This window comes from Chryseobacterium ginsenosidimutans (assembly GCF_039536845.1).
GTDB classification, from domain to species: Bacteria; Bacteroidota; Bacteroidia; order Flavobacteriales; family Weeksellaceae; genus Chryseobacterium; species Chryseobacterium ginsenosidimutans_B.
The window spans coordinates 1,411,815-1,434,798 of the sequence record NZ_BAAAZJ010000003.1 but is presented as its reverse complement, the minus strand read 5'-3'; the positions used below and the strand labels follow the sequence as shown (position 1 = coordinate 1,434,798).

Annotated in this window: 12 protein-coding genes; 4 read left to right on the top strand and 8 right to left on the bottom strand. The window is 35.8% G+C overall.

Going from position 1 to position 22,984, the window contains the following annotated elements:
* Position 1: 1 nt before the first annotated feature.
* The 4 genes from ABD745_RS06750 to ABD745_RS06735 all read left to right on the top strand — a co-directional run bounded on the left by ABD745_RS06750 (position 2) and on the right by ABD745_RS06735 (position 7,703).
* Entirely contained in the window at positions 2-3,562 is a 3,561-nt protein-coding gene (locus ABD745_RS06750; protein ID WP_344827066.1) for a DUF4450 domain-containing protein, read from the top strand.
* A gap of 121 nt (positions 3,563-3,683) precedes the next feature.
* A complete protein-coding gene (locus ABD745_RS06745) occupies positions 3,684-5,819 on the top strand; it encodes a hypothetical protein (RefSeq protein WP_344827063.1) in 2,136 nt (711 codons plus the stop codon).
* 306 nt (positions 5,820-6,125) lie between these two features.
* A complete protein-coding gene (locus ABD745_RS06740; RefSeq protein ID WP_344827061.1) occupies positions 6,126-7,172 on the top strand; it encodes a GntR family transcriptional regulator in 1,047 nt (348 codons plus the stop codon).
* Positions 7,173-7,265: 93 nt separating this feature from the next.
* The gene (locus ABD745_RS06735; protein ID WP_344827058.1) at positions 7,266-7,703 is read left to right on the top strand and encodes a nuclear transport factor 2 family protein; all 438 of its coding nucleotides are present in this window, start codon (positions 7,266-7,268) and stop codon (positions 7,701-7,703) included.
* 395 nt (positions 7,704-8,098) lie between these two features.
* On the opposite strand, the gene ABD745_RS06730 is transcribed toward ABD745_RS06735, so the two are convergent.
* The 8 genes from ABD745_RS06730 to ABD745_RS06695 all read right to left on the bottom strand — a co-directional run bounded on the left by ABD745_RS06730 (position 8,099) and on the right by ABD745_RS06695 (position 22,981).
* Positions 8,099-9,250 carry an alpha-hydroxy acid oxidase gene (locus ABD745_RS06730; protein ID WP_344827056.1) on the bottom strand — a complete coding sequence of 384 codons (1,152 nt, stop codon included), beginning with the start codon at positions 9,248-9,250 and terminating at the stop codon, positions 8,099-8,101.
* 86 nt (positions 9,251-9,336) lie between these two features.
* Positions 9,337-10,725: an FGGY-family carbohydrate kinase gene (locus ABD745_RS06725; protein ID WP_344827054.1), complete on the bottom strand. Its 1,389-nt coding sequence runs from the start codon at positions 10,723-10,725 to the stop codon at positions 9,337-9,339.
* A gap of 355 nt (positions 10,726-11,080) precedes the next feature.
* Complete coding sequence (locus ABD745_RS06720; protein WP_344827051.1) at positions 11,081-12,361, bottom strand: sugar isomerase; 1,281 nt, start codon at positions 12,359-12,361, stop codon at positions 11,081-11,083.
* Between the two features lie 188 nt (positions 12,362-12,549).
* Positions 12,550-14,652, bottom strand: a complete 2,103-nt coding sequence (locus ABD745_RS06715) for a bifunctional aldolase/short-chain dehydrogenase (protein WP_344827049.1) — start codon at positions 14,650-14,652, stop codon at positions 12,550-12,552.
* Positions 14,653-14,914: 262 nt separating this feature from the next.
* Positions 14,915-16,972: a RagB/SusD family nutrient uptake outer membrane protein gene (locus ABD745_RS06710; protein WP_344827046.1), complete on the bottom strand. Its 2,058-nt coding sequence runs from the start codon at positions 16,970-16,972 to the stop codon at positions 14,915-14,917.
* Between the two features lie 10 nt (positions 16,973-16,982).
* Complete coding sequence (locus tag ABD745_RS06705) at positions 16,983-20,027, bottom strand: SusC/RagA family TonB-linked outer membrane protein (RefSeq protein WP_344827043.1); 3,045 nt, start codon at positions 20,025-20,027, stop codon at positions 16,983-16,985.
* A 357-nt stretch (positions 20,028-20,384) separates the two neighbouring features.
* A complete protein-coding gene (gene rhaT, locus ABD745_RS06700) occupies positions 20,385-21,473 on the bottom strand; it encodes an L-rhamnose/proton symporter RhaT (RefSeq protein ID WP_344827041.1) in 1,089 nt (362 codons plus the stop codon).
* Between the two features lie 344 nt (positions 21,474-21,817).
* On the bottom strand, positions 21,818-22,981 hold the full coding sequence (locus ABD745_RS06695; protein ID WP_344827039.1) for a glycoside hydrolase family 88/105 protein: 1,164 nt from the start codon (positions 22,979-22,981) through the stop codon (positions 21,818-21,820).
* Positions 22,982-22,984 lie beyond the last annotated feature (3 nt).

The window sequence follows — 22,984 nt, the reverse complement described above, 5'->3', positions numbered from 1 at the left end:
AATGCGAAGAAAAATCATTTTCGCCGGACTGATTGTTTTATCATCTTATTCTTTTTCTCAGTCTAAACACTGGCAGGGAAACGAAAGAGAGCTGCATTACAAAGAAGACAAAGGTGATTTTTTATTGGTTAACGGAAAATACAGATTCAACCGTGCCTTGTATGGAAACAATCTCGCTTCAAGAGTTGAAGCCGGAGATTTGCCGGAATTCACGTTATACCTTCCGGGAATGGGAGGAAATCTTCAGTTTGTTATTCAGAAAGGAAATTCCATTAAAAAATTAATTCAGGCAGAAAAAATTGAAACCCGCTATCGTCCCGGATCGATGCTTTACAATATTAAAGATCCGATTCTTGGATTTGGAAGTTTAAAACTGACGGTTTTAGCCCAATCAAAAGAAGAAGGATTGGTTTTAAAAATGGAAACTGAGAATGTAGATTCCTCAACAAAAATCTATGCTGTTTACGGCGGTGCAAGCGGAACAACTTTCAGCAGAAATGGCGACATTGGCGCTGATCCGGAATCAGGATTTTATTTACTTCCCGAATATTGCATCGGAAATGAATTTAAAATTAATAAAAATCAGTTTGAACTTTCTTATTTAAACAAAAAAAAGGAAACACAGAGCATTAACGGAAGTTTCTCAAATGCCAATTCTTTACAATTGACCGATGCTAAAACACTTGAAAATCTCTCTGAACTTACACAAAATAAAGCCGAGCAATCACCTATAATTTACGCAACCTATTCTGCACAAAAAAAACCTGTTTACATTCAGATTACAAAAGGAAAATCAACTTCCAAACCTGCATCAGACGAGCAGATTGTAACTATTTTTAATGAAGCGGAACAATCCCGATTAAATTTAACCAACAGAGTTCAGTTAAAAACTCCGGATTCGGATTTGAATAATTTCGGAGCAACTTTAGCGGTTGCCGCAGACGGAATTTGGGAAAGTCCGACCTTTCTTCACGGTGCAGTGGCGTGGAGAATGCGATTAAATGCATGGCGTGGCGCTTATGTAGCCGATGTTCTCAGTTGGCATGACCGAGCAAAAGAACATTTTCAAAGCTATGCTAATTCTCAGGTTTTGAAACCTGAAACCGGACCTGTGGAGATGGATACCCTTTTACATTTGGCTCGAAATGCCGAGGAAATGGGAAATTCTATGTTTTCAAGCGGATATATTTCAAGAAATCCTAATGACAATTCAAAACCGCATCATTATGATATGAATCTGGTTTTCTTTGACCAGATGTTTTCTCATTTCAATTATACCGGTGATGTTGAATTTTTAAAGAAAATGTGGCCTACAATGGTTCGCCACATGGATTGGGAAAAAAGAAATTTCAAAAGAGGCGATCTTTACGATGCCTATGCCGCAATTTGGGCAAGTGATGCGTTGCAATATTCGGGTGGAAAAGTGACTCATACTTCCGCTTATAATTACAGAGCCAACATTGAAATGGCGAAATTAGCAAAAATTATTGGCGAAAATCCTCAACCTTATGAAAAAGAAGCCGAAGCCATTTTAAAGGCAATGAAAGATCAGCTTTGGATTAAAAAAAATGGTTATTTTGCTGAATATAAAGACGCTTTAGGGAATCAGATTCTTCACGATAAGCCAGGAATTTGGTCGATTTATCACGTTTCGGATGCTTATATATTAAATGAGTTTGAAGATTATCAAAATACACAATACATTAATAATCACATCCCGAAAATTCCGGTAACGGTAAAGGGAGAAGTTAATAAAAACTATTATACACTTTCGACAACCAACTGGCAACCATACGATTGGTCGCTCAACAATGTCGCATTGGCGGAAAACTTACAGACGGCATTGGCTTATTGGCAGTCGGGAAGAAATGAGGATGCTTACCGACTTTGGAAAGGCAATTTAGCTGAAAGTATGTATTACGGAATCAGTCCTGGAAACTTTGAACAAATATCGCATTATGACGCTTTTCGTGGTGAATTGTATCGTGATTTTGCCGATCCGATCGGAGTTGCGGCACGAACTCTAACGGAAGGGCTTTTCGGGGTTTATCCAAAATTATTAGAAAATAAAATCAACATAAAACCTGGATTTCCCAAAGACTGGAATTTCGCCGAGCTGAAGCTTCCGGATTGGGAATTTAAATTCAGCAGAACAGCTAAAAAAACGAATTATTGGTTTAAATCAAACTTTACAAACTCAGTTTCGCTCGATTTGTTAATTCCCGTAAACCATACTCAGATAAAAATGGTAACTGTAAATGGCAAAAAAGCAGATTGGACAATTCAACCGAATTCCATTTTGCAACCTTTTATTAAGTTAGAAACAGAAAAAGCAAAAGAATTTAACCTTGAAATTACATATTCCGGAGAAGAATTAAAAAACGAAAAGACAGATTATATAAGTTATATCTCTGAAAACCTTCAACTTAATTTAGATTCAAAAAAGAAGATTCACCAGATTTACGATCCGCAAGAATTGGTAAAAATCAGAAACGGTAATCAATTTGATTTAGTTAAAGAAGAAAGAAAAGGAACTTTTTTCGTTCAGTTAGAGCAAGACGGAACCAAGTGGTGGCAGCCTGTGAATGTCGATATTCAATATCCTTTACAAGCTAAATGGATTAATAGAAAACTACAGCTTCAATCAAAATCATCCAATCCAATCAATGGAAAATTGTTTGTTAATAGCTTAAATAAAACTTTTTCAATTCAAAAAAATCAATCAGCATCAATTGAAATTCCGATAAATGTTTTAAGCAAAGGAACCAATTCTATTGAACTTGAATATAACGGAATTAAGCAAAATATTGAAATTACAGATTGGGAAATTGAAAATAAGGGAGAATTTAATCCGATTTCATTAACATCAAAATATAACGAAAAAGTAACCTATATTTTTAATCAAAAATATCTTTCTCCGCGAACAACCGGTCCTACTCTACAGCTTCCGTGGCAGGGAATTGGGAATTGGTGTTATCCATTAATCACTGCTCAAATCGACGACAGCGGATTGATGGCAAAACGAAAAAATGGCAAAGTTGATTTCCTTGGAATTCCATTTTTAATCGACAACGACGAGAAAAATATTGTTTTTACGAGTCAATGGGATAATTTCCCGAAATCGGTTGAAATTCCTCTTACAGGAAAAGGTAAAAAAATCTATTTTCTGATGGCAGGTTCTACCAATCCGATGCAGTCGCAGATTACAAATGGAACAATTACTATTAATTATTCTGATGGTTCTCACACAGATTTAGAATTAAAAAATCCGATCAACTGGTGGCCTATTGAACAGGATCTGCTTGACGATAATTTCGCCTTCGAAATTCCGGATGATAAAATTCCGTACAGGGTTAAATTAAAAACCGGAGAATTGTATAAAGGCGGAAGTTTAACGAAATATTCGGGCATTAAAGGATTCAGCGATCGTGCCGTAGAAGGCGGTGCTGCAACCATTCTGGATTTACCAATTGATTCAAATAAAGAATTAAAATCAATACAATTAACGGCAGTGAGCAACGATGTTGTCATCGGAATGATGAGTGCCACTGTTTTAAAATAAATATTAAACATCAAATAGCAACGGGCTTTAGCCCGTTTATAAATAATAAAAACAATCAAGGCTTTAGCAGAAACTTATTTTAAGATCGACAATGCCTGATTCAATAAAATAAATTTAAAAAATGAAGAAATTAGTCATATATCTGAGTCTATTTTGCATTGGATTTTCTTCTCTCAATGCCCAGAAAATCGACCGTAAAAAAGTCGTCCAGCGTCATAATATTGTCAACACAAAAGTTGATACATTATCTTCTTTAACGGTCGGAAACGGAAAATTTGCTTACACAGTTGACATTACCGGAATGCAGTCATTTCCTGAGGTTTATAAAAATGGAGTTTCCCTCGGAACGCAGTCTGAATGGGGCTGGAACAGTTTTCCAAATACTAAGAATTATAAGTTTGAGGAGACACTGAAAGCCTATGATTTCAATAATGATGGACGTAAAGCATTGTACAGCACTCAACTAAAAGCGCCGGAACGAAATAAAGAAGCTGTCGAATATTTTCGTGTTAACCAACATCGTCTGCAATTAGGAAATGTAGGTATCGAATTGTATAAAAAAAACGGTCAGAAAGCCAAAATTTCTGATCTGACAAACATTAACCAAACAATTGATCTTTGGACAGGAATTATAACCAGTGAATTTTCTTTAGACGGAACTCCAGTGAAAGTCTGGACCGCTTCTTTTCAAAATTCCGATAAAATCGGAGTAAAAATTGAGTCTGATTTGATTTCTCAGAACAGATTAAAAGTTTTCGCACACTACCCTTCTCCTACCGGACAATTCTTAGATGACGCAGCCTTTTATGGTAATGAAAATGATCATTCCACAAAAATCATTAATTCACAATCAACTCAAGGATTGATTCAACACAAGTTACAAAGTACAGATTATTATACTCAGTTTTATTTCACAGAAGGAAAATTACGTGAGGCAGGAAAACATTATTTCGTGTACGAACCGTCTTCTAAAAACAAAACAATAGAATTAAGTGTCGAATTTTCGTCTAAAAACCAAAAAAGCAGCAAAACATTATTTGCTGATGCTGAAAAAGAAAGCACTTCAGGATGGGAATCTTTCTGGGAAAGCGGCGCGGCAGTCGATTTTGAAGGAAGTACAGATCCAAGAGCCAACGAACTGGAACGCAGAGTTGTTTTATCTGAATATTTAACAAAAGTACAATGTGGAGGAAGCAATCCTCCACAGGAAACGGGTTTAACATTTAACAGCTGGTACGGGAAGCCACACACAGAAATGCATTGGTGGCATGGTGTTCACTACGCTTTATGGGGAAGACCTGAAATTCTGGAAAAACAATTGGATTATTATTTCAGATCGTTTGACAAAGCAAAAAAATTAGCAGAAAGACAAGGCTATAAAGGCGTAAGATGGATCAAAATGTCCGACAACGATGGAAATGAAAGTCCATCTTCTGTGGCTGCGTTTTTGATCTGGGAACAACCGCATATTATTTATATGACCGAACTTTTGTATCGCGATAAACAAGACAAAAAAGTTTTAGAAAAATATAAAGACCTTATTTTTGCAACAGCAGATTTTATGGCAGATTTTGCCACTTATGACAAAGAAAAAAACCGCTATAACCTAGGTAAAGGAATAATTCCGGCACAGGAAGTTTTCCCTGCAAAAGACACTTACAACCCGACTTATGAAGTGGCATATTGGGATTGGGCACTAAGAACAGCACAACAATGGAAAGAAAGATTAGGACAACCTAGAGATAAAAAATGGGATGATGTTATTTCTAAACTAGCTCCGCTTCCGGTACAGGACGGCGTTTATCTGTCGACCGAATCTGCAAAGGATTCTTTTACATTTCCAAAATGGATGACCGATCATCCAGCTGTTTTGGGAGCGTTGGGAATGGTTCCAGAATCTCCGAAGTTGGATAAAAAAATTATGAAAAACACCTTGGATATTGTTTGGGAAAGATGGAACTGGGGACACACCTGGGGTTGGGATTTCCCGATGACTGCCATGAATGCAGCACGATTAGGACTTCCAAACAAAGCGTTGGACGCACTTTTCATGAAAATACAGACCAATACTTACCTTAAAAATGGTCATAATTATCAGGACGGTCGTCTTCGTATTTATCTTCCCGGAAACGGAGGCGTTTTAACAACCGTTGCCATGATGCTTGAAGGTTGGGACAATTCGAAAGGTGAATTTCCTGGTTTTCCGAAAGATGGAACCTGGAAAATAAAAGCTGAAGGTTTCAAAAAAATGCCTTAAAAAAAATACTTACATTCATATTACTGAGGTCTGTCGGAAACGGCAGGCTTTTTTATTGTCATATTTTACTTTTTAAAAGTGAAATATAACATTTTAGGTTTAGGCTAAGAAATTGGTATTTTTTTAATTCCGAAGAAAATTAAAACATTTAATACAATTAATTGAAAATAAATACTTTATATATTTTCGAATAATTAAATAACATCAAAAACAAGTTCATAGAAATTTTGTAACTTGTGTTCGACCGTTACACCACTTTTTGATTAATATTTTCGTTAACTGAAATAATATCTCGTACCTGCAATCATGTCAGAAACATTAGAAATAAATATCAACGAAAACTCCAGAGTCCCTAAATACAAACAGATTGTAGATTCTATTCTAAATGGAATCGACGGAGGACAGATTAAAATTGGAGAAAAGATCCCATCTATCAACGAGCTCAGCGAATCTTGTTTCCTTTCAAGAGATACTGTGGAAAAAGCATATAAAGAGCTTAGGAAAAGGCAAATTATTGAATCTGTAAAAGGTAAAGGTTACTATATTTCACGTATCAACAAAAATGATATCATCAATATTTTCTTTCTGATCAACAAACCAAGTACCTATAAAATGATGATTTATAATTATTTCGTCAATGCAATCGGTACCAAGGGAAATGTTGAAATGTATATTTATCATTGTGATGAAACACTTTTTATTAATTCCTTAAAAAAGAATCTGGGAGGATTTGACTACTATGTGATCATGCCCCATTTTCGGGATGAACAGTCTAAACACACCAGTTCAACACAGGAAGTTTTAGATATGATTGAACAAATTCCTAAAAATAAACTTCTTTTATTAGACAATACAAAACCTAATATTTCAGGAGAATACGGCTCTATTTTTCAGGATTTCGAACATGATATTTACAATGCCCTAGAAGAAGGTTTAGATAAAATAAAGAAATACGAGAAGATTATTCTGGTCTATCCTGATAAATCTATTCATCCCTATCCTTTCCGTATTGTGCGCGGTTTTGAGAATTTTTGTAAAGATTTTAAACTGGATTATGAAATTCTTGATGAAATTTATCCCGATATGGAATTACAGGATAAAGATATTTTCATCACCATTCGGGAGCGTGATCTGGTGAATTTGGTTAAGCAAATCAGACAAAAAAATCTGAAATTGGGTGAAGACATCGGAATTATTTCTTACAACGAAACTCCTCTTAAAGAATTGCTTGGAATTACGGTTATTACAACAGATTTTAAAGCGATGGGAGAATCTGCAGCTTATATGATTTTAAAAAATAAAAAGGAGTCTGTGAATAATGTTTTCAAATTTATTCAGAGAGATTCTTTATAAATTACCATTTATTTTAAACGATTTCTTTTAATTACCTTTAAAAGCGCAATCGATTACATAATTATTTTAAATTAAAAAATATATTATTCAATTATGATTAAAAAATTGATTTTTGCCATGACTTTTTTAATGGCACTTTCTGTATTCGGACAGAAAAAAAATGATAAAGATGCTGTAACAGATGCTGCTGAAAAGCTAAGATTAGCAATGATAAGCGGCGACAAACCATCGTTAGAATCTTTGATCTTACCGGAATTAACTTACGGTCATTCAAGTGGGAATATTCAAAATGCGAAAGAATTTGTAGAAACATTGGTTACAAAAAAATCAGTTTTTGAAACTATCAATATTACCAATCAAAATATAAGTATTGTAGGAAACACTGCGATTCTGCGTCATCATTTCTATGCAAAAACCAATGACCTTGGGAAAGGTCCGGGTGATGTGACTTTGGATATTTTATTGGTTTGGGTAAAGACCGGAAACAACTGGAAATTATTGGCCAGACAAGCCGTAAAATCTGGAAAGTAAAAATAAATTATCAAGATTTTTATAAATAAAAATTCGCAAGATTGTCTTTGCGAATTTTTTATTTTGAAACTGTTCAAGTTTTTTAACGCAAAGTTTATTTATGATTCTAAAAATTTCAAGGGAGCAAAGAATGGAATCAATTTATTGATTCTTACGAAGCGTGCTTCATTAGCAACTCTGTTGCGGTATTTTGCTTCCTTCAATAAAATATTTTAATATTAAATCTTTGCGTTTAAAAATATTTAAAGTTTAATAAGTTTTGGCTAAAGCCAATATAGAATTTCTTTTGCTGAAAACGGGCTAAAGCCCATTTCTATTGAATGGTAAAAAAAATTCGCAAAGACAAACTTGCGAATTTTTTATTTAGGATATTTAGATCTGAAAAATATTCTGTGCTACTTTACTCTAAAGTTTTGCAAATCTTCCGGTTTTTCACAGCAAACCTGCTCCATCACCTGTCTGAACTGCATTTTAAGCATTTCAATGACATGATCACCGCCTTTTTCACCTAAAGCTCCAACTGCATACATAAACGTCCTTCCCATAAAGGTAAATTCAGCGCCACAGCTTAAAGCGCGGGCAACATCCGGACCGGTTCTTACACCGCTGTCCATCATAATTTTGATCTGACCTTTGTATTTTTCACTGATTTCTTTTACCACCGCAATCGTAGACTCTCCGGCATCAAGCTGTCTTCCGCCATGATTGGAGATGATCATTCCGTCGAATCCTAAACGTACCGCTTCTTCTGCATCTTCATCAGAAGCGACACCTTTGATAACCAATTTACCTTTCCATTTGTCGCGGATTGCTTTTATCCTGTCAGGATTTAATCTGCCGGAAAAAGTAGAATTCATGAACTGTCCCAACTGTTTTACATTCATGTTTTTATCCATATACTTTTCCATCGTCTTAAAGCTCGGAACACCATGTTTCAGCATTTCCAGACACCACTCCGGTTTTGCTAAAGCCTGGGAAACATTTCTAAAATTTAATTGAGGTGGCATTGCCAAACCGTTTCTAATTTCTTTAGCTCTGTAACCAAAAGTCGGAACATCTGCCAAAACCACCAAAACATCGTAGCCTGAAGCTTCGCAACGGTCGAGAATATCGTCGCGCAACCACTCTTCTCTGGGATGATATAATTGATACCATGCTTTTCCTTCTGTTAATTCAGAAATTCTTTCAATGCTGCTGGTCGTAACTGTACTTAAAATAAAAGGAATATTGTGTTTAAAGGCTGCTTTTGCTAAAATTTCGGGAGCATTGGGCCACATCAATCCCTGTAAACCGACAGGAGAAATTCCGAATGGTGCAGAATATTTTACGCCAAATAATTCAGTTTCCATATTGGCTTCCGCATAATTATTGTTCAGGTAGCGCGGACGAAGCAGAACTTCTCTTAGTTCGCCTGTGTTTCTGTCTCTGTTGATGTTTTCATTACAGCCGCCATCCAGATATTCGAAAGCGAAACGGGGCATTCTTTTTTTTGCTCTTTCGATCAGAAGTTCAAGTGAAGCATAACGGGTATCAAATGGAAATGCCATAAATAGTTGTTTGTTGTTTGTTGTTTGTTGTTAGTTATTGGTATTTAGTTTTTAGAAATAAAACTTTCGACTCATTAACTAATTAATTACAAATTGAGGATTAAAGGTTGAAGCACTTTCATCTGATAATGCTGCTGTAAAAAAGTTTCGTCTATTTTTTTGTTGGAAATCACCATTGAAGCTCCCAACGCAGAACCCAGCGGAGAATGTGTAGACATCACATTATAATGTTGGAAATGATGAGACATCAGTTTCATAAATACGTCATTATCCGTAAATCCACCATCAATGTAGATGTTGGTAATTTCTGAATTTCCGATTGCATTTGTAATGGTATGAATCTGCAGATCCATCAATTCAATCATCAATTGATGATAGGCTTCTTCAAAGGTTGCGAATGAATTTAAATCTGTTGCAGTAATCATTTTTCGCTTTAAAATAATTCCTTCAAAACGAAAATAGATATTTTTATTTTTCATTAACCGCAGATACAAATCCTGATCAAACTGTACTTCTCTGTGGAAACCATATTCTTTTCCGTAATAAGCACATAATTTTTCAACCTGAATTTTATATTCATTTCCCATAAAAAAACGGGATGCTTTTACTCGTTTACCGTCGATACGCATGTAATTCAGGCAATTATTTTCTATATCTTCATCAGTAAGACTTTCATCATTAAAAGGATTTAAAGAAATACTCCATGTTCCGGTTGAAAGTAATAAAAATGGTTCCTTTTTACTTAAAATATAGGGTAATAACGCTGAAGAACTATCATGAATTCCAACGCCGATTTTTATTTTTTTGTTTCTGTAAGAAGTGTTAATACTTGCTGAAGTAGGAACGATTGGTCCCAATAAAGCATCGATACCTTCTTCATAAACCCAGTCGTGATAATCTGCTTTGTCGTAATCCCACAAATTGGTATGACAGCCGATTGAAGTAAATTCCGAAACGCAGATTCCTGTAAACAGATACGACAAATATTGAGGTAAATGAAGACTGTAACGGATCTTTTTGAACGTTTCGGGGTGTTTGTATTTTAACCAGAATAATTGCAGTCCTGAGTTCAGCATTCCCGATTGAGGTGATGCTGTTTCTCGCGCAATTTTCAGTTTATCTCCATGTTTTTCGTAAAATAAATCAAGAATTTCCTGATCCATGGGTTTCGTATAATTGTACAAAGGAGTCAGAATATTTCCTTTGTGGTCCAAATGCACAAAACTTGCTCCGTAGGTAGAAAAATTGATCGCTTTTACTTCATATTTCTCATTGTCAAGAATGGCATTAAAATTATCTTTTATCCAGTTTTGCAGTGCCGCAAGATCTTCGGTGGGATAACCATCTTCATCCGTTGTGAGCGGTAATTCTGTATATTCACGAACAACTTCTTTATAATTTTTATCAAATAAAAAGAATTTTTTATTGGTTTTTCCAATATCAAATACTATGGTTACCTTCTTTTTCTTGGACATTCTTGTGATGAATTAAATTTTATACGATGAAATGAAATATTTTTTTGTCTCTTTATTTTAAACACAAATATCACAAATATTTTCTCACTAATGACACAAATGATGATTCGTGAAATTTGTGTAAAGAATTTGTGCTTATTCGTGTTTTATAATTAAATTTCATTTAACTAAAACCATTAAGGAGTGTTTAGATCATAAGATGCGTAAGAAAAAATCCACTGATTTCTTATGCAGCAATGCTTAAAACCTTACTTATCTAAACACTTTCAACCTTAATGATAAAAAAATAAGGATACATATAATTAAAAACTTTCGATTGCACTTGAAAGTTTAAATTATCAAATTAAATAGGATTTTATAACCCGGTTGCTTTTACATTTAAACCTCTTTCGGTAATTAAATTTTCTCTTACCTTTAAGTTTCTGTAAGCCGCAATCGGATCCAGTGCTGCTCCTGTCTGTAATCTTGCAGCTTTTAATAATGGACGAACGTCTGTTCTGTACGCATTCTGCAAAATATCCTGTGCACCAACAACATCATTGTTTAATTGTGCTGTTTTTAATGCTTTCTGATCTACCAAAAGTGCCTGGGCATACGCAATTAAAATAGCTTCCAAAGACTGTAATAAATCTTCCAACGGATCTTTGATGTTGTGACTTGCATCAATCATCCAAGCCGGATAAGGGTTGTTAGGATTATTTTCCATCCCGAACACCAATTCATTGAAAATCAAGAACAAAGCATAAGGTTTGATAGAACCAACCGTCAAATCATCATCTCCATATTTGCTGTCGTTGAAATGGAAGCCTCCCAATTTCCCTTTATACATCAATGTTGCAACGATTTGTTCGATATTGGTATTCGGTAAATGATGTCCTAAATCCACTAAAGTGTAAGCTCTCTCTCCACAAGTATTTGCCAACATGAATGAAGTTCCCCAATCCTGGATTGTTGTTGAATAGAAATTAGGTTCGTAAGGTTTGTATTCGATAAACAATTTCCAGTCTTCAGGCATTCCTGCGTAGATTTCTTTTAAGCTTTTTTCAGTATTTGATAAAGCGGTCTGGAAATTCAATTGTCCCGGAAAACTTGCTCCATCAGCCAACCAAACGGTTAAGCTTTTTGAACCTAATTCTTTTCCGATTCTTATTACTTCTTTGTTGTGTTCTACTGCATAAGCTCTTGAATCCTCATTCACAGCGTTCAAAGAACCAAATTTGTAAGATGCTTTTGCTCCCGGCTGGTCCTGAAACGTGTTGGAATTCATGGCATCAAAAATAAGTCCGTGAGACGCTGCTTTTTCTTTAATCGCTTTCACATCATTCGGAATATCCCAAGGAATATGCAATGAAATAGCGCCTGCAGAATGCGTTAATGCATGAAGCAATCCAACGTCATCTAATTTTTGTTCCAAAGAAGAAGGTTCGCCACCGTAAGAAAATCTTCCGAAACGGGTTCCTCCTGCTCCTAAAGCCCAACTCGGGATCGCCACCTGGAAATCGGCAATTTTGTTAACAATTTCAGCAACATTGGCTCCTGATTTTGTTAATTTATTTTGTAGAAAATCAAAATCTGTCTGAAAGTTTTCAGCTTCATTTTTATTGTATTGTTCAATGATATCTTTTCCTATAATCATGATTTGATTTTTTTTAAATCTTAATTCATAGTTGTTTCGTACACAGTACACAGGGTTTCACCCTGTGCTATTAATATGTCGCCACTTCATGGCTCTCTATGAAGAAAATTGTTTTAATTAATTGAAGGCTTAATTTGATAATAAGCCTTCAATTTAATAAATTATATACTTTTTTAAGCATTAAAATTTTATCTCGGAAAGGCATTTGCCATACCTCCATCTACATTGATGATGTTTCCTGTACTTTTATCTAAAATGGCGATGCACGCAAAAACTCCGTTGGCGATATCTTCCGGAAGGATAATTTCGTTTAGTAAATTTCTTTTTGCATAAAATGCAGGCAATTCTTCAACAGAAATTCCGTTTGCTTTTGCACGGCCTTCTGCCCAAGAACCTTCCCAGATTTTGCTTCCAACGATAACTCCGTCAGGATTTACTACATTAACACGGATTTTATCTGAAGCCAATTCAGCCGCCAATAACCTTGTCATGTGCTGTTGAGCTGCTTTTGCAGTTCCGTAGGCCACATTATTTGGTCCGGCAACCAATCCGTTTTTACTTGCAATATTTACGATATCTCCTCCTAAATCTTGCTTTTTCATGATTTCTACCCCATTTTTCGCCATTAAAAACTGTCCTTTTACCAAGACATTTTCTAATAGTTCCCAGTCTTTCGTTGTTGTATCTTCCAAAGATTTAGAAATTGCTAAACCAGCAGAATGTACAATAATATCTACTCCACCAAATGCTAAAACAGTTTCTTTGAAAGCGTTTGCAATCGCCTCTTCATTAGTGACATCACAAGTAACGGCAACCGCCTGATCTTTATTGTATTTTGCAGTAACAGATTCTACCGCTTCCTGATTCAAATCTGTGAAAACAACTACTGCGCCTTCCTGAACCATTTTGTCAGCAATTGCCTGTCCGATTCCACCTCCTGCGCCGGTTACGATCGCAACTTTTCTTGAAAGTGGCTTTTCTTTAGGCATTCTTTGCAATTTTGCTTCTTCCAACAACCAATATTCAATATCAAATGCTTCCTGTCTTGGTAATGAGGTGTATTCGGAAATTGCTTCTGCTCCACGCATTACATTGATTGCATTTACATAAAATTCGCTAGCAACACGAGTCGTTTGCTTATCTTTTGAGAAACTGAACATTCCCACTCCCGGATAAATGATGATCACAGGGTTCGGATCACGCATTGCTGGACTGTTTGGATGTTTGCAGGTTTCGTAATACTCTTTGTATTCTTGTCTGTATTGTTCAAAAAGAGGATTTAATTTATCTAAAATAGCTTTAGAATCGCTTAAATCTTCATTTTTATCTAAAGTTAAAACTAATGGTTGAATCTTTGTTCTTAAAAAATGATCCGGACAAGATGTCCCAAGTGGTGCTAAACGCTCAAGATCGTTACTGTTGATGTATTCCAAAACAACATCGCTGTCTGTAAAATGACCCACCATTCTGTTTTCAGATGATGCTAAACCACGCAATAACGGCATCAATTGAGCTGCTTTGTTTTTACGCTCGTCAGCAGGAAGAGATTCTACTTTATGACCTCCAAAAACCTGTCCGTTTTCTTCGATTTTTTTAGCAATATATTCAGAGGCCATTTCAATAACTTCCAAACTGTTGATGTAACATTCGTAAGAAGTGTCTCCCCAAGTGAACAATCCATGACTTCCTAAGACGATTCCGCGAATTCCGGGATTTTCAGCTAAACATTTTTCCAACTGTAAACCTAAATCAAAACCAGGACGTTGCCAAGGAACCCACCCCATTGTATCTCCCCAGATTTCTTTTGTAATTGCTTCGCTGTCTTTCGCAGCAGCTACAGCAATTAAAGCATCCGGATGAAGGTGATCGATATGTTTGAATGGAAGTAAACCGTGAAGAGGCGTATCAATAGAAGGAGCTTTGCTATCCAAATCAAAAATACAGTGATTGAATAAACCTACCATTCTGTCTTCATCTGTTAAACCTTGGTAAACATTCTTTAAGTTTCTTAATCTTTCTGTATATAATCCGGCGATTCCTTTTCTTGTTAAAGTTCCGATGTCTCCACCTGAACCTTTCACCCACATTACTTCAACTTCTTCGTTGGTTAATGGATCTTTTTCAAGTGTTTTGCAACTGGTATTACCTCCCCCATAATTGGTAATTCTTAAATCTGCCCCTAAAATGTTTGATCTGTATAAAAACAAAGCAACCTGATCATCTCCTAAAGATGCCGCTTTATTTTCATCCCATAAATAGTCTACGTATTTGAATGTTTTTACTTTTTCCATTGTTTGTCTTATATTTCTAAATTGTACCCCAAAATTAGATTGTTATATTTTTTTTAGTATCCCGTACTATACTGCTAAATGCTTTATTTAAAGAAGAATTAACGTTAAAATATTTAGTTCAGTTCAACTTTATATCAATCTTATTGGAATTATTTGTAATTAATATTTTGTGATGTGTATATGTTTAAAATTTAACCATTAAGAAAAATTTATGAGTTAAAAGATTTCTTAATGGTTAAAAATATATTTGAGTGTTTATTGATTAATATCCAGGAAGCTGAGACAGGTTCGGATTATCAACCAAAGGATGACCAGCAGAAGCTGATGCAAAAGGAAGCAATTCTGTTTTATTTGGTACGAATCCGTAGAAAAGACCATCTCCCCCACCTTCAATCCAGTTCGGATAAGTTCCTCCGTTTTCAGCAGAACCTGTTGGTTTTGTATAAATAATAGCTCCAACCTGAATAGCATTAAATCCACCTGTAAATCCTACCGCTTTTCTTGCATTACCGTTAAAAGTACTTGTATAAGCCTCAAACATCTTAGTAGGATACCATTTGTCGCCAGCAGCTACCGTTTGTCCGTGTGCTGTAACTATACTTGCCAAAGCTGTCTGATATGCCGCATAATTTGCTGCAGCCGTAGGAACGTTTTGAACGACAGCAATTTCTGCCGGGCTTGTTATTTCAATATATTTAAGTGCTAAGAATGGATCTCCATAAACCTGTGCATTCTTTTCAAATTTATACAAACGCAAAGCAGGTGTATTTGCATATTGACCGGTTTTATTCGATAAATTTTTCATTGCTTGTTTTGTGGCTTCAATTTCGCTGGCAATACGGTTCATACGAATCAAATCTGTACGAAGATTAAATTCTCCTGCAAATTCCCATTTACGTTCCTGAACAATTGCTGATTCAAATGCCTGTTGACCGCTTGGTATTGGTAATGAACCAATACCTGCACGAGTTCTTACCTGTTGTAAAGCAGCTGTTGCCAGAGCAGTAGGTCCTCCGTTTAGGTAATTTTGAGTTTCTGCATACATTAATAAAACATCTGCATATCTAATAATCGGAATGTTTAAATTACGTGCATCTGCAGCCTGTGGTGCAACCCCCCATCCCATTCTGAATTTACCCGGTAAGATACATGAGTAGGTAGTTCCTACATTCACCCAGGTATCTGTTGCTGCACCAGAATTTAAGAAATAAATACTGTAAGAAGTACAAGAAACATCTCTACGCGTATCTCCAGGATTAAATGACAGATAATAGCTTGGTAAAATAAACTGTAAAGCTTTACGTGAACCGTATGTACCACCACGAGACCCTTCCATAGCATAGACACCAAAAGCTGAGTTTGTATTAGGTCCGTATTCTGCGATGTGCCAAAGCATTTCCGGATCGCTCACTCCAAATTTTCTCTGGCAGAAATTGAACCATAAAGCTTCAAAACCACTTTTACCGCTTTGAGCCTGTACCAAACTGTTGGTACCACCATTGATTACAGCTGCAGCTGCTGCATCTGCAATTTGATAAAGCTGCTGAACTCTTGTATTGTCAGGACGACGAGACATTGTTCCTGCCGCTCCGGTATTAAGATCCCATCTTAGAGAATACCCTGCTGCATACAAAGCAATTCTTGCTAGCAAAGCATTACCAGACGATTTTTTCAAACGCTCAGCTGTTCCGGTAGTAGGCAAATCATTTATTGATCCCTGCATATCAGCGATGATACGGTCGTAGATTACATCACGGGAAGTACGTTTTGGATATAAAGTATTAGGATCATTAGGATCTGCTTCTACTAATGGGATCCAAACTGCAGGAACATCTCCATAAACTCTGATCAAATTATAGTAACAAAATGCACGAAGGGCTTTTACTTCTGCTAATAAGGCATTACGTCTTGGACTGTCCGGCATCTTACTTAATCCGCTGATCGCAATATTAGTTCTCTCTATAGATGCGTACATTACTGAATAGACCCCTGTAAGTGTATAAGGTGTTTTTGCATCATAAAAATAATTGCAAATATTGTATTTAGAATTATTTGTTGTACCATCTTCCGCAGAATGAACCACTGTATCACCAGCTCCTAATTGATAATACATCTCTGTAGGAACTATACCTCTGTAACAGCCCTGAACATAAATGTCTGCAGTATCCAAATTTTGAAACACCGATTCTGTATCAGATGTGTTGGTCGATGGCTGATTCAGAAAATCATCACTACACGAATTAATACTTAAGGCGGCGATAAAAAAAGATGGAATTACTACTAAGCTTTTTATAAATGTTGATTTAATTATATTTTTCATGATCTGAATATTAAAAAGTTAAATTGATACCAAGAACATAACTTCTTGAACGTGGATAGGCAGAGCTATCATATCCTGGTGTTATCGAAACACCGGTTGCTGCTGCTACTTCCGGGTCATAGCCAGAGTAACCGGTAATCGTAGCTAAGTTATTAACTGTAAAATAAATACGCGCATTAGCTACTGAAATTTTTTCTAGGAATTCTCTGTTCAAACTATACCCAAGAGTTAGCTGAGCAATTCTAAGATAAGACCCATCTTCCACATAATATGAAGAAGGATAAGTAATGTTGGCAGTATTTGTATTGCTTAAGCTCCAAAGACTTGAATTTTCATTAGGATTAAGCTCTTTTAATCTTACTAAATTATTAGTTGCTTGTCCTGTATTAGGATCAATCAAATGATAGTAATTATTTCCAAATTCTGAAGGTGTATTCTGATACAGTGCATACGGACTCAAACTTTGTTTAGTTGCATTATAAATATCACCTCCCACGCTGAATTTCATAAATACTGACAAATCAAAACCTTTGTAAGAAAAATTATTACTGATACCCCCAATAAAATCTGGCGTACCATTTCCTATTTTCACCAATTTTCTTGTAAACTGATCTCCTGCTTCGTTATCTGCAGCAAATTTCATATCTCCAGGTTTAGGAGTTCCTGTTGCTGGTTTTACCACGCCAGGTTTTAGCGTCAATGTTCCGTTTGGTGCTTGGGTAAAATCATCAGTCGTGTAAATTCCCTGATAAACATATCCGTACATATCTCCCAACTGTTGCCCTACCGTGGCATAATAAGTTACCTGCCCACCTCTGTTACTTCCTACAGAGAATGTTCTGAAGTCTCTTCCATTCTCAAGAGAAGTCACTTTAGACTTATTAAAACCAATATTAGCATCTGTCGTCCATCTGAACTTCTCCGATTTTAAATTGACTGTATTAAGTGTGAATTCGTATCCTTTATTAGTCATAGTTCCAACATTCTGATATTGGTTTGAATAACCTGTATGAGCTGGTAATATGGTTAATAATATCATGTTGGTTACATCATTTTTATAATATTCTGATGTTAGTTTTATTCTATTATTGAAAAATGCTAAATCTATCCCAATATTAGTCGATTTCATGGCTTCCCATTGCAGATCGATATTACCATAGGTTGAGCTCGTGATATACGCCGGGTTACCTATTGTATTATTCAATGGATAATCTGTTAGTATAACATTGGTTCTCCACAAGTTGCTTGGAACATCGTTGTTTCCAGTTTCACCATATTCAAACCTTAATTTCAAATCGTTGATAATATTATTAATCTTATGGTCTTTCCAAAATCCTTCCTGAGAAACACGCCATGCAGCAGCTCCAGAAAGAAACGTCCCATATTGGTTATCACGATAAAACTTAGAAGATCCGTCACGACGTATTGTACCTGTCAATAGATATCGGTTATCGTAATTATAGTTTACACGTCCAAAGTAAGAAAGCATAGTTATCGGAGCTGGTTTGTCCACACTTTTATCTCTTACTGTAGCATTATCGATTTGATCCAGCCCAAAGTTTACAAATGGAGGGAATTTACTTAATGAAATACTGTTACCTTCAGATTTTCCATATATTGCTTCCGTACCGGCAAGGACAGTAAGTTTATGCTTTTCGGCAAGAGTTTTATTATAAGTTACTGTATTAGTAATCTGATAGCTGTAAGATTCACTATTGCTTATACTTCCATTGATTCCTACATTCACAGGATCTGTAAGGTATGATCTTGAGTTTTCATCAGAAAATGCAGTAGATTTACTGCTATTCCAGGTATATTGTCCCGCGGTTCTGAATGTGAAATCTTTCAGAAAATCAATTTCCAAACCAACATTGGCTACAAATGAGCGTGAACGCTTATTAGCCGTAGAAGCATTATTTTCTATATAAGGGTTTTCTGTATCATAACTGGAATCGAAACCAGAAAAATCACCATAGGTTTGTGTATTGTATAACTGATCTAATGAAAATTTAGTTCCACCATTGATAGGCTGTAGAAGCACCTTCTTCATTCCACCGTACGATCCTCCTCCATTCACAGAATTGGAAGTAAACATAGAACCAAAATCTACTCTTACCCCTTTATAAAGTTCGGATTTGATATTAGCACGCAAAGAGTTGCGGGTTTCATCATGATTGGCAAGAATACCTTGTTGTTTATTATAATTATAACTGATAAACACCTGAGTTTTCTCGCTACCCGCAGAAATATTGAAGTTTTGGTTTTGAGTCAATCCTGTTCCGCCAAATACCTTATCCTGCCAATCCAATGAAGGAGCAGATGCGTAACGACTGTTGATCCTGTTATATACACCTGTATAAAATCCCGGTGAATCTGTCCCCAAACTATTATCGAAAACATTGCTCCATTGCGCTGTTTTTCCTCCAAGTTGTGCTAACTCATATTGATACTTTACATAATCTTCTGAATTGGAAAGCATATCCAGTTTCTTGGAAAGCATATCAAAACTCATAAAAGAGTTATAATTAATCGTAACCTTTCCCTTTTTACCGCTTTTAGTTTTAACTATTATGATACCGTTAGAACCACGCGCACCGTAGATTGCGATGGCTGAAGCCCCTTTTAATACATCAATACTTTCAATATCATTAGGATTGATAATATTCAAAGCATTATCTAATTGGAAACCATCTACAATATATAAGGGCTCTGTACCTTGAGTAATAGAAGCACCTCCACGAACGGTTACATTGGCTCCCGCTCCCGGAGCACCACCTCCCGTGACAATATTCAGTCCGGCTGCCCTACCCTGTAAAGCCTGTAAAGCATTCATTGCCGGTGTTGCGGCTAAATCTTTTGCAGATACTGAAGATACAGATCCTGTAAGATCTGATTTTTTTACTGTTCCGTAACCGATAACGACAACTTCCTCAATATCTTTTGTATTTTTCACAGTATCCTTTACAGCCTTCTGTCCCCAAAGGAAACTTGTTGAAAGCATAAATGCCGGAAAGACTATACGCTTAATATCCTTGTGTTTAATTATTAAAGACATATATTAATTTTTATTTATATTGATTATTATGTCACCAAAGTACACTGTTAGAAAAGTTTTCGCATCCTGTCATATCCTGCATTATAAAATTCTTAATTTATCTTAATTATTTATAAATATTTGATATAAAAATAAAAAATTACGGTATTTTAATTATAAAAAACAGATAAAAACTTAAAATTCATGAAAATTCCACATAGTTGGATTTATCTTTTAATGAAAATTATGCTTACAAAAATGCTTACAATCTCCAAAAAAAGACACTGATCTTTATCAGTGCCTTAAAAGAGCCAGATTCTAACTCTGAACTATATGAATAGAATAAAAAGTATCAATTTTAAATGTTACCGAAAGAATTTATCGCAAAGAATTTCCATATCCTACAATCAAAATAGAAATAAACATTACCGTCATTCCTATAGCAATGGTAGTAATCGTTTTTTTGGAAACTCCTTTCCATTCCTTTATGATAATTCCCCATAAATTAGCAATAAGAATGATAAATGCCATGTGTAATATCCATGAGCTTGCGCCATTGCCCATTTTACTTTCTCCCATACCATAAAAGAAGAACTGTAAAAACCACATCGTTCCTGCAAGCGCACAAAAAATTAAATTACTTAAAACCGGTACGTTCTTTTTTGTATAATCTGTATAAGATTTATTTTTAATTGCTAAATATAAACAGCCGATCAGATTGACCGCCATTCCGCCCCAAAGGACAACAACATAGGTTACATTGTTTTGAAAAAGGAATTCTCCCTGTCCCGGATTTGCAGTTTTCCACAATTCGTTGGCTACGTCTGCCATTGGTTTTCCTGCTTCCAGTCCAAAATTAAAACAAGCACTTAAAACACCTGATATGATGGAAACAATTAATCCTAAGCCGAATTTATATTCCGTTTTTACCTGTGTTCCGTGAGGGTCTAATGAATCTGTTTTCAGTTCTTTTTCCTTCATCATTCCTGCTTTTCCACTGATGACGATTCCGATGACACAGACAAAAAGTCCTAATAAAACCATTTGTCCCCATTTATTGGAAATCAACAAACCGATACTGTCTTTTCCTGTGTGTGGAGAAAATTCATAAAATATCGACGGAACCAGCGAACCAAACACCATGCAAAGCCCTAAAATAATGCTGCTTCCGAGCGCAACTCCCAAATATCGAACTCCTAAACCATAAGTAAAACCACCGATTCCCCACAATGCACCAAATAAAAACGTCAATCCCAATATGGAAGAGCTTTCATTCTGAATAATTTCCCAAAAATTAGGAATGGTAAGAAATGCGGCCAGTGGCGGAACAATGATCCAAGAGACTATTCCTCCTATCAACCAATACGTTTCCCAGTTCCATCCTTTTACTTTTTTGTACGGCAAATAAAAACTTCCCGAAGAAAATCCTCCTAAGAAATGGAAAAAAATTCCTAATAATGCATTCATAATTTTGTCTTATGGATTGAATTTGAAAATTAATACTATGAAATCGATTGCGCATCTTGTGGTGTCATGCACATTGTCTATAATTTCTTTTCAGTAATAAAACTAAGGTTTTTCTTAATTATATTAAAATTATTAAAGATTGTCTATAATTTTTAAGTTTTGGCTAAAGCCTTTGAATAGACGTTATTTATTAGTCGGGCTAAAGCCCGACTCCATTGATTTTCCCATGGATTTCTCAGATTTGCACAGATGTTTATGCTATATTTTATTTAATTGCTAAGTTAGTACTAAATCCTTTTGCAAATCTAAAGGCAAATCTGTGTATTCTGTGGGAAATAAAAACGTTATTTTAATTTATAAACTTCACTACCTGCAAGCAACAGACAACCTAAACCATAGTCTTCAAAATCAGGTTGTTTGTCAACAGCAAGTGGCTGACCGTCTTTTGGTTCTTTTCCTGTTCCCTGAACCCAACCTAAAAATCCATTTGGCTGAACGGAGTCTTTTGCAATCGCATTCCAGGCTTTAACGACAACAGGTAAGTACGTTTCTCTGTCAATCAAACCTTTGTTGATTCCATACGCCATTCCGTATACGAAAAGAGCGGTTCCTGTCATTTCTTTTCCTCCGAAATTGGTTGGATCATGCAAACTCGCGTTCCAAAAACCATCTTCTCTCTGAATCGGAAGCAATGCCGATAACAAATCTTTATAATCCTGTAAATATTCCTGATAATGAGGATCAGATTTAGGTGTATCTTCCAGTGTACGCGCCAAAGCAGCAACTACCCAGCCGTTTCCACGGCTCCAGTAGCAATCTTCACCGTTTGGCTCTTTATAAGGCGGAACAAAGCTTTTGTCTCGCCACCAAAGCTTATCTTTTGGATTGTAAAGACCGTTTCCTCCGTGTTTGTACTTTGTGAAAGCGTACATTTCGTAATTTTTATCGAAATATTTTTTCTCACCGGTAACTTTACCCAGCTTTGAGAAAATAGGCATTCCCATTTGAAGCGCATCGATCCACCACCAGTCGTCTACTTTATTGGTAACCATCATACTGTCTATGGAAGCTTTCACAAATTTAATTCTCTCCGGATTTTTTTTACCATCGATTTCATAAAGATCCAAATATGTTTGTCCACAAGCCTGATTGTCTGCGTTACGCGTATAAGTATCACGCATCATGTCCCAATTATGCTTTTCAGACCAGGAAACTGCATAGTCATAATATTCTTTTTTCGGATCTACTTTATATAAGGCAATTAATCCTTCATAATACACTGCACGCGTCCATAGATTGCTTGGCCAAACTTTTTTACCAACAATTTCTTTTCCTGTATCCGGCCATTTGTTCATGAAATATTGGTTGGCTCTTTCTGAAATTTCCAGGACTTCTTTTTTATTGGGAAGGTTAACATTTTTCGTTATCGTCTGTTTTTGAACTGAGCATGAGGACAAAGCCCCAAAAATCAATACAAAAACAGCACTTCTCATTAATATCTTTTTCATAAT

Bases quoted from the DNA above. Each gene is read 5' to 3' on its own strand.
- ABD745_RS06750 (WP_344827066.1), top strand. From the start codon at position 2: ATGCGAAGAAAAATCATTTTCGCCGGACTGATTGTTTTATCATCTTAT.
- ABD745_RS06745 (WP_344827063.1), top strand. From the start codon at position 3,684: ATGAAGAAATTAGTCATATATCTGAGTCTATTTTGCATTGGATTTTCT.
- ABD745_RS06740 (WP_344827061.1), top strand. From the start codon at position 6,126: ATGTCAGAAACATTAGAAATAAATATCAACGAAAACTCCAGAGTCCCT.
- ABD745_RS06735 (WP_344827058.1), top strand. From the start codon at position 7,266: ATGATTAAAAAATTGATTTTTGCCATGACTTTTTTAATGGCACTTTCT.
- ABD745_RS06730 (WP_344827056.1), bottom strand. From the start codon at position 9,250: ATGGCATTTCCATTTGATACCCGTTATGCTTCACTTGAACTTCTGATC.
- ABD745_RS06725 (WP_344827054.1), bottom strand. From the start codon at position 10,725: ATGTCCAAGAAAAAGAAGGTAACCATAGTATTTGATATTGGAAAAACC.
- ABD745_RS06720 (WP_344827051.1), bottom strand. From the start codon at position 12,361: ATGATTATAGGAAAAGATATCATTGAACAATACAATAAAAATGAAGCT.
- ABD745_RS06715 (WP_344827049.1), bottom strand. From the start codon at position 14,652: ATGGAAAAAGTAAAAACATTCAAATACGTAGACTATTTATGGGATGAA.
- ABD745_RS06710 (WP_344827046.1), bottom strand. From the start codon at position 16,972: ATGAAAAATATAATTAAATCAACATTTATAAAAAGCTTAGTAGTAATT.
- ABD745_RS06705 (WP_344827043.1), bottom strand. From the start codon at position 20,027: ATGTCTTTAATAATTAAACACAAGGATATTAAGCGTATAGTCTTTCCG.
- rhaT (WP_344827041.1), bottom strand. From the start codon at position 21,473: ATGAATGCATTATTAGGAATTTTTTTCCATTTCTTAGGAGGATTTTCT.
- ABD745_RS06695 (WP_344827039.1), bottom strand. From the start codon at position 22,981: ATGAAAAAGATATTAATGAGAAGTGCTGTTTTTGTATTGATTTTTGGG.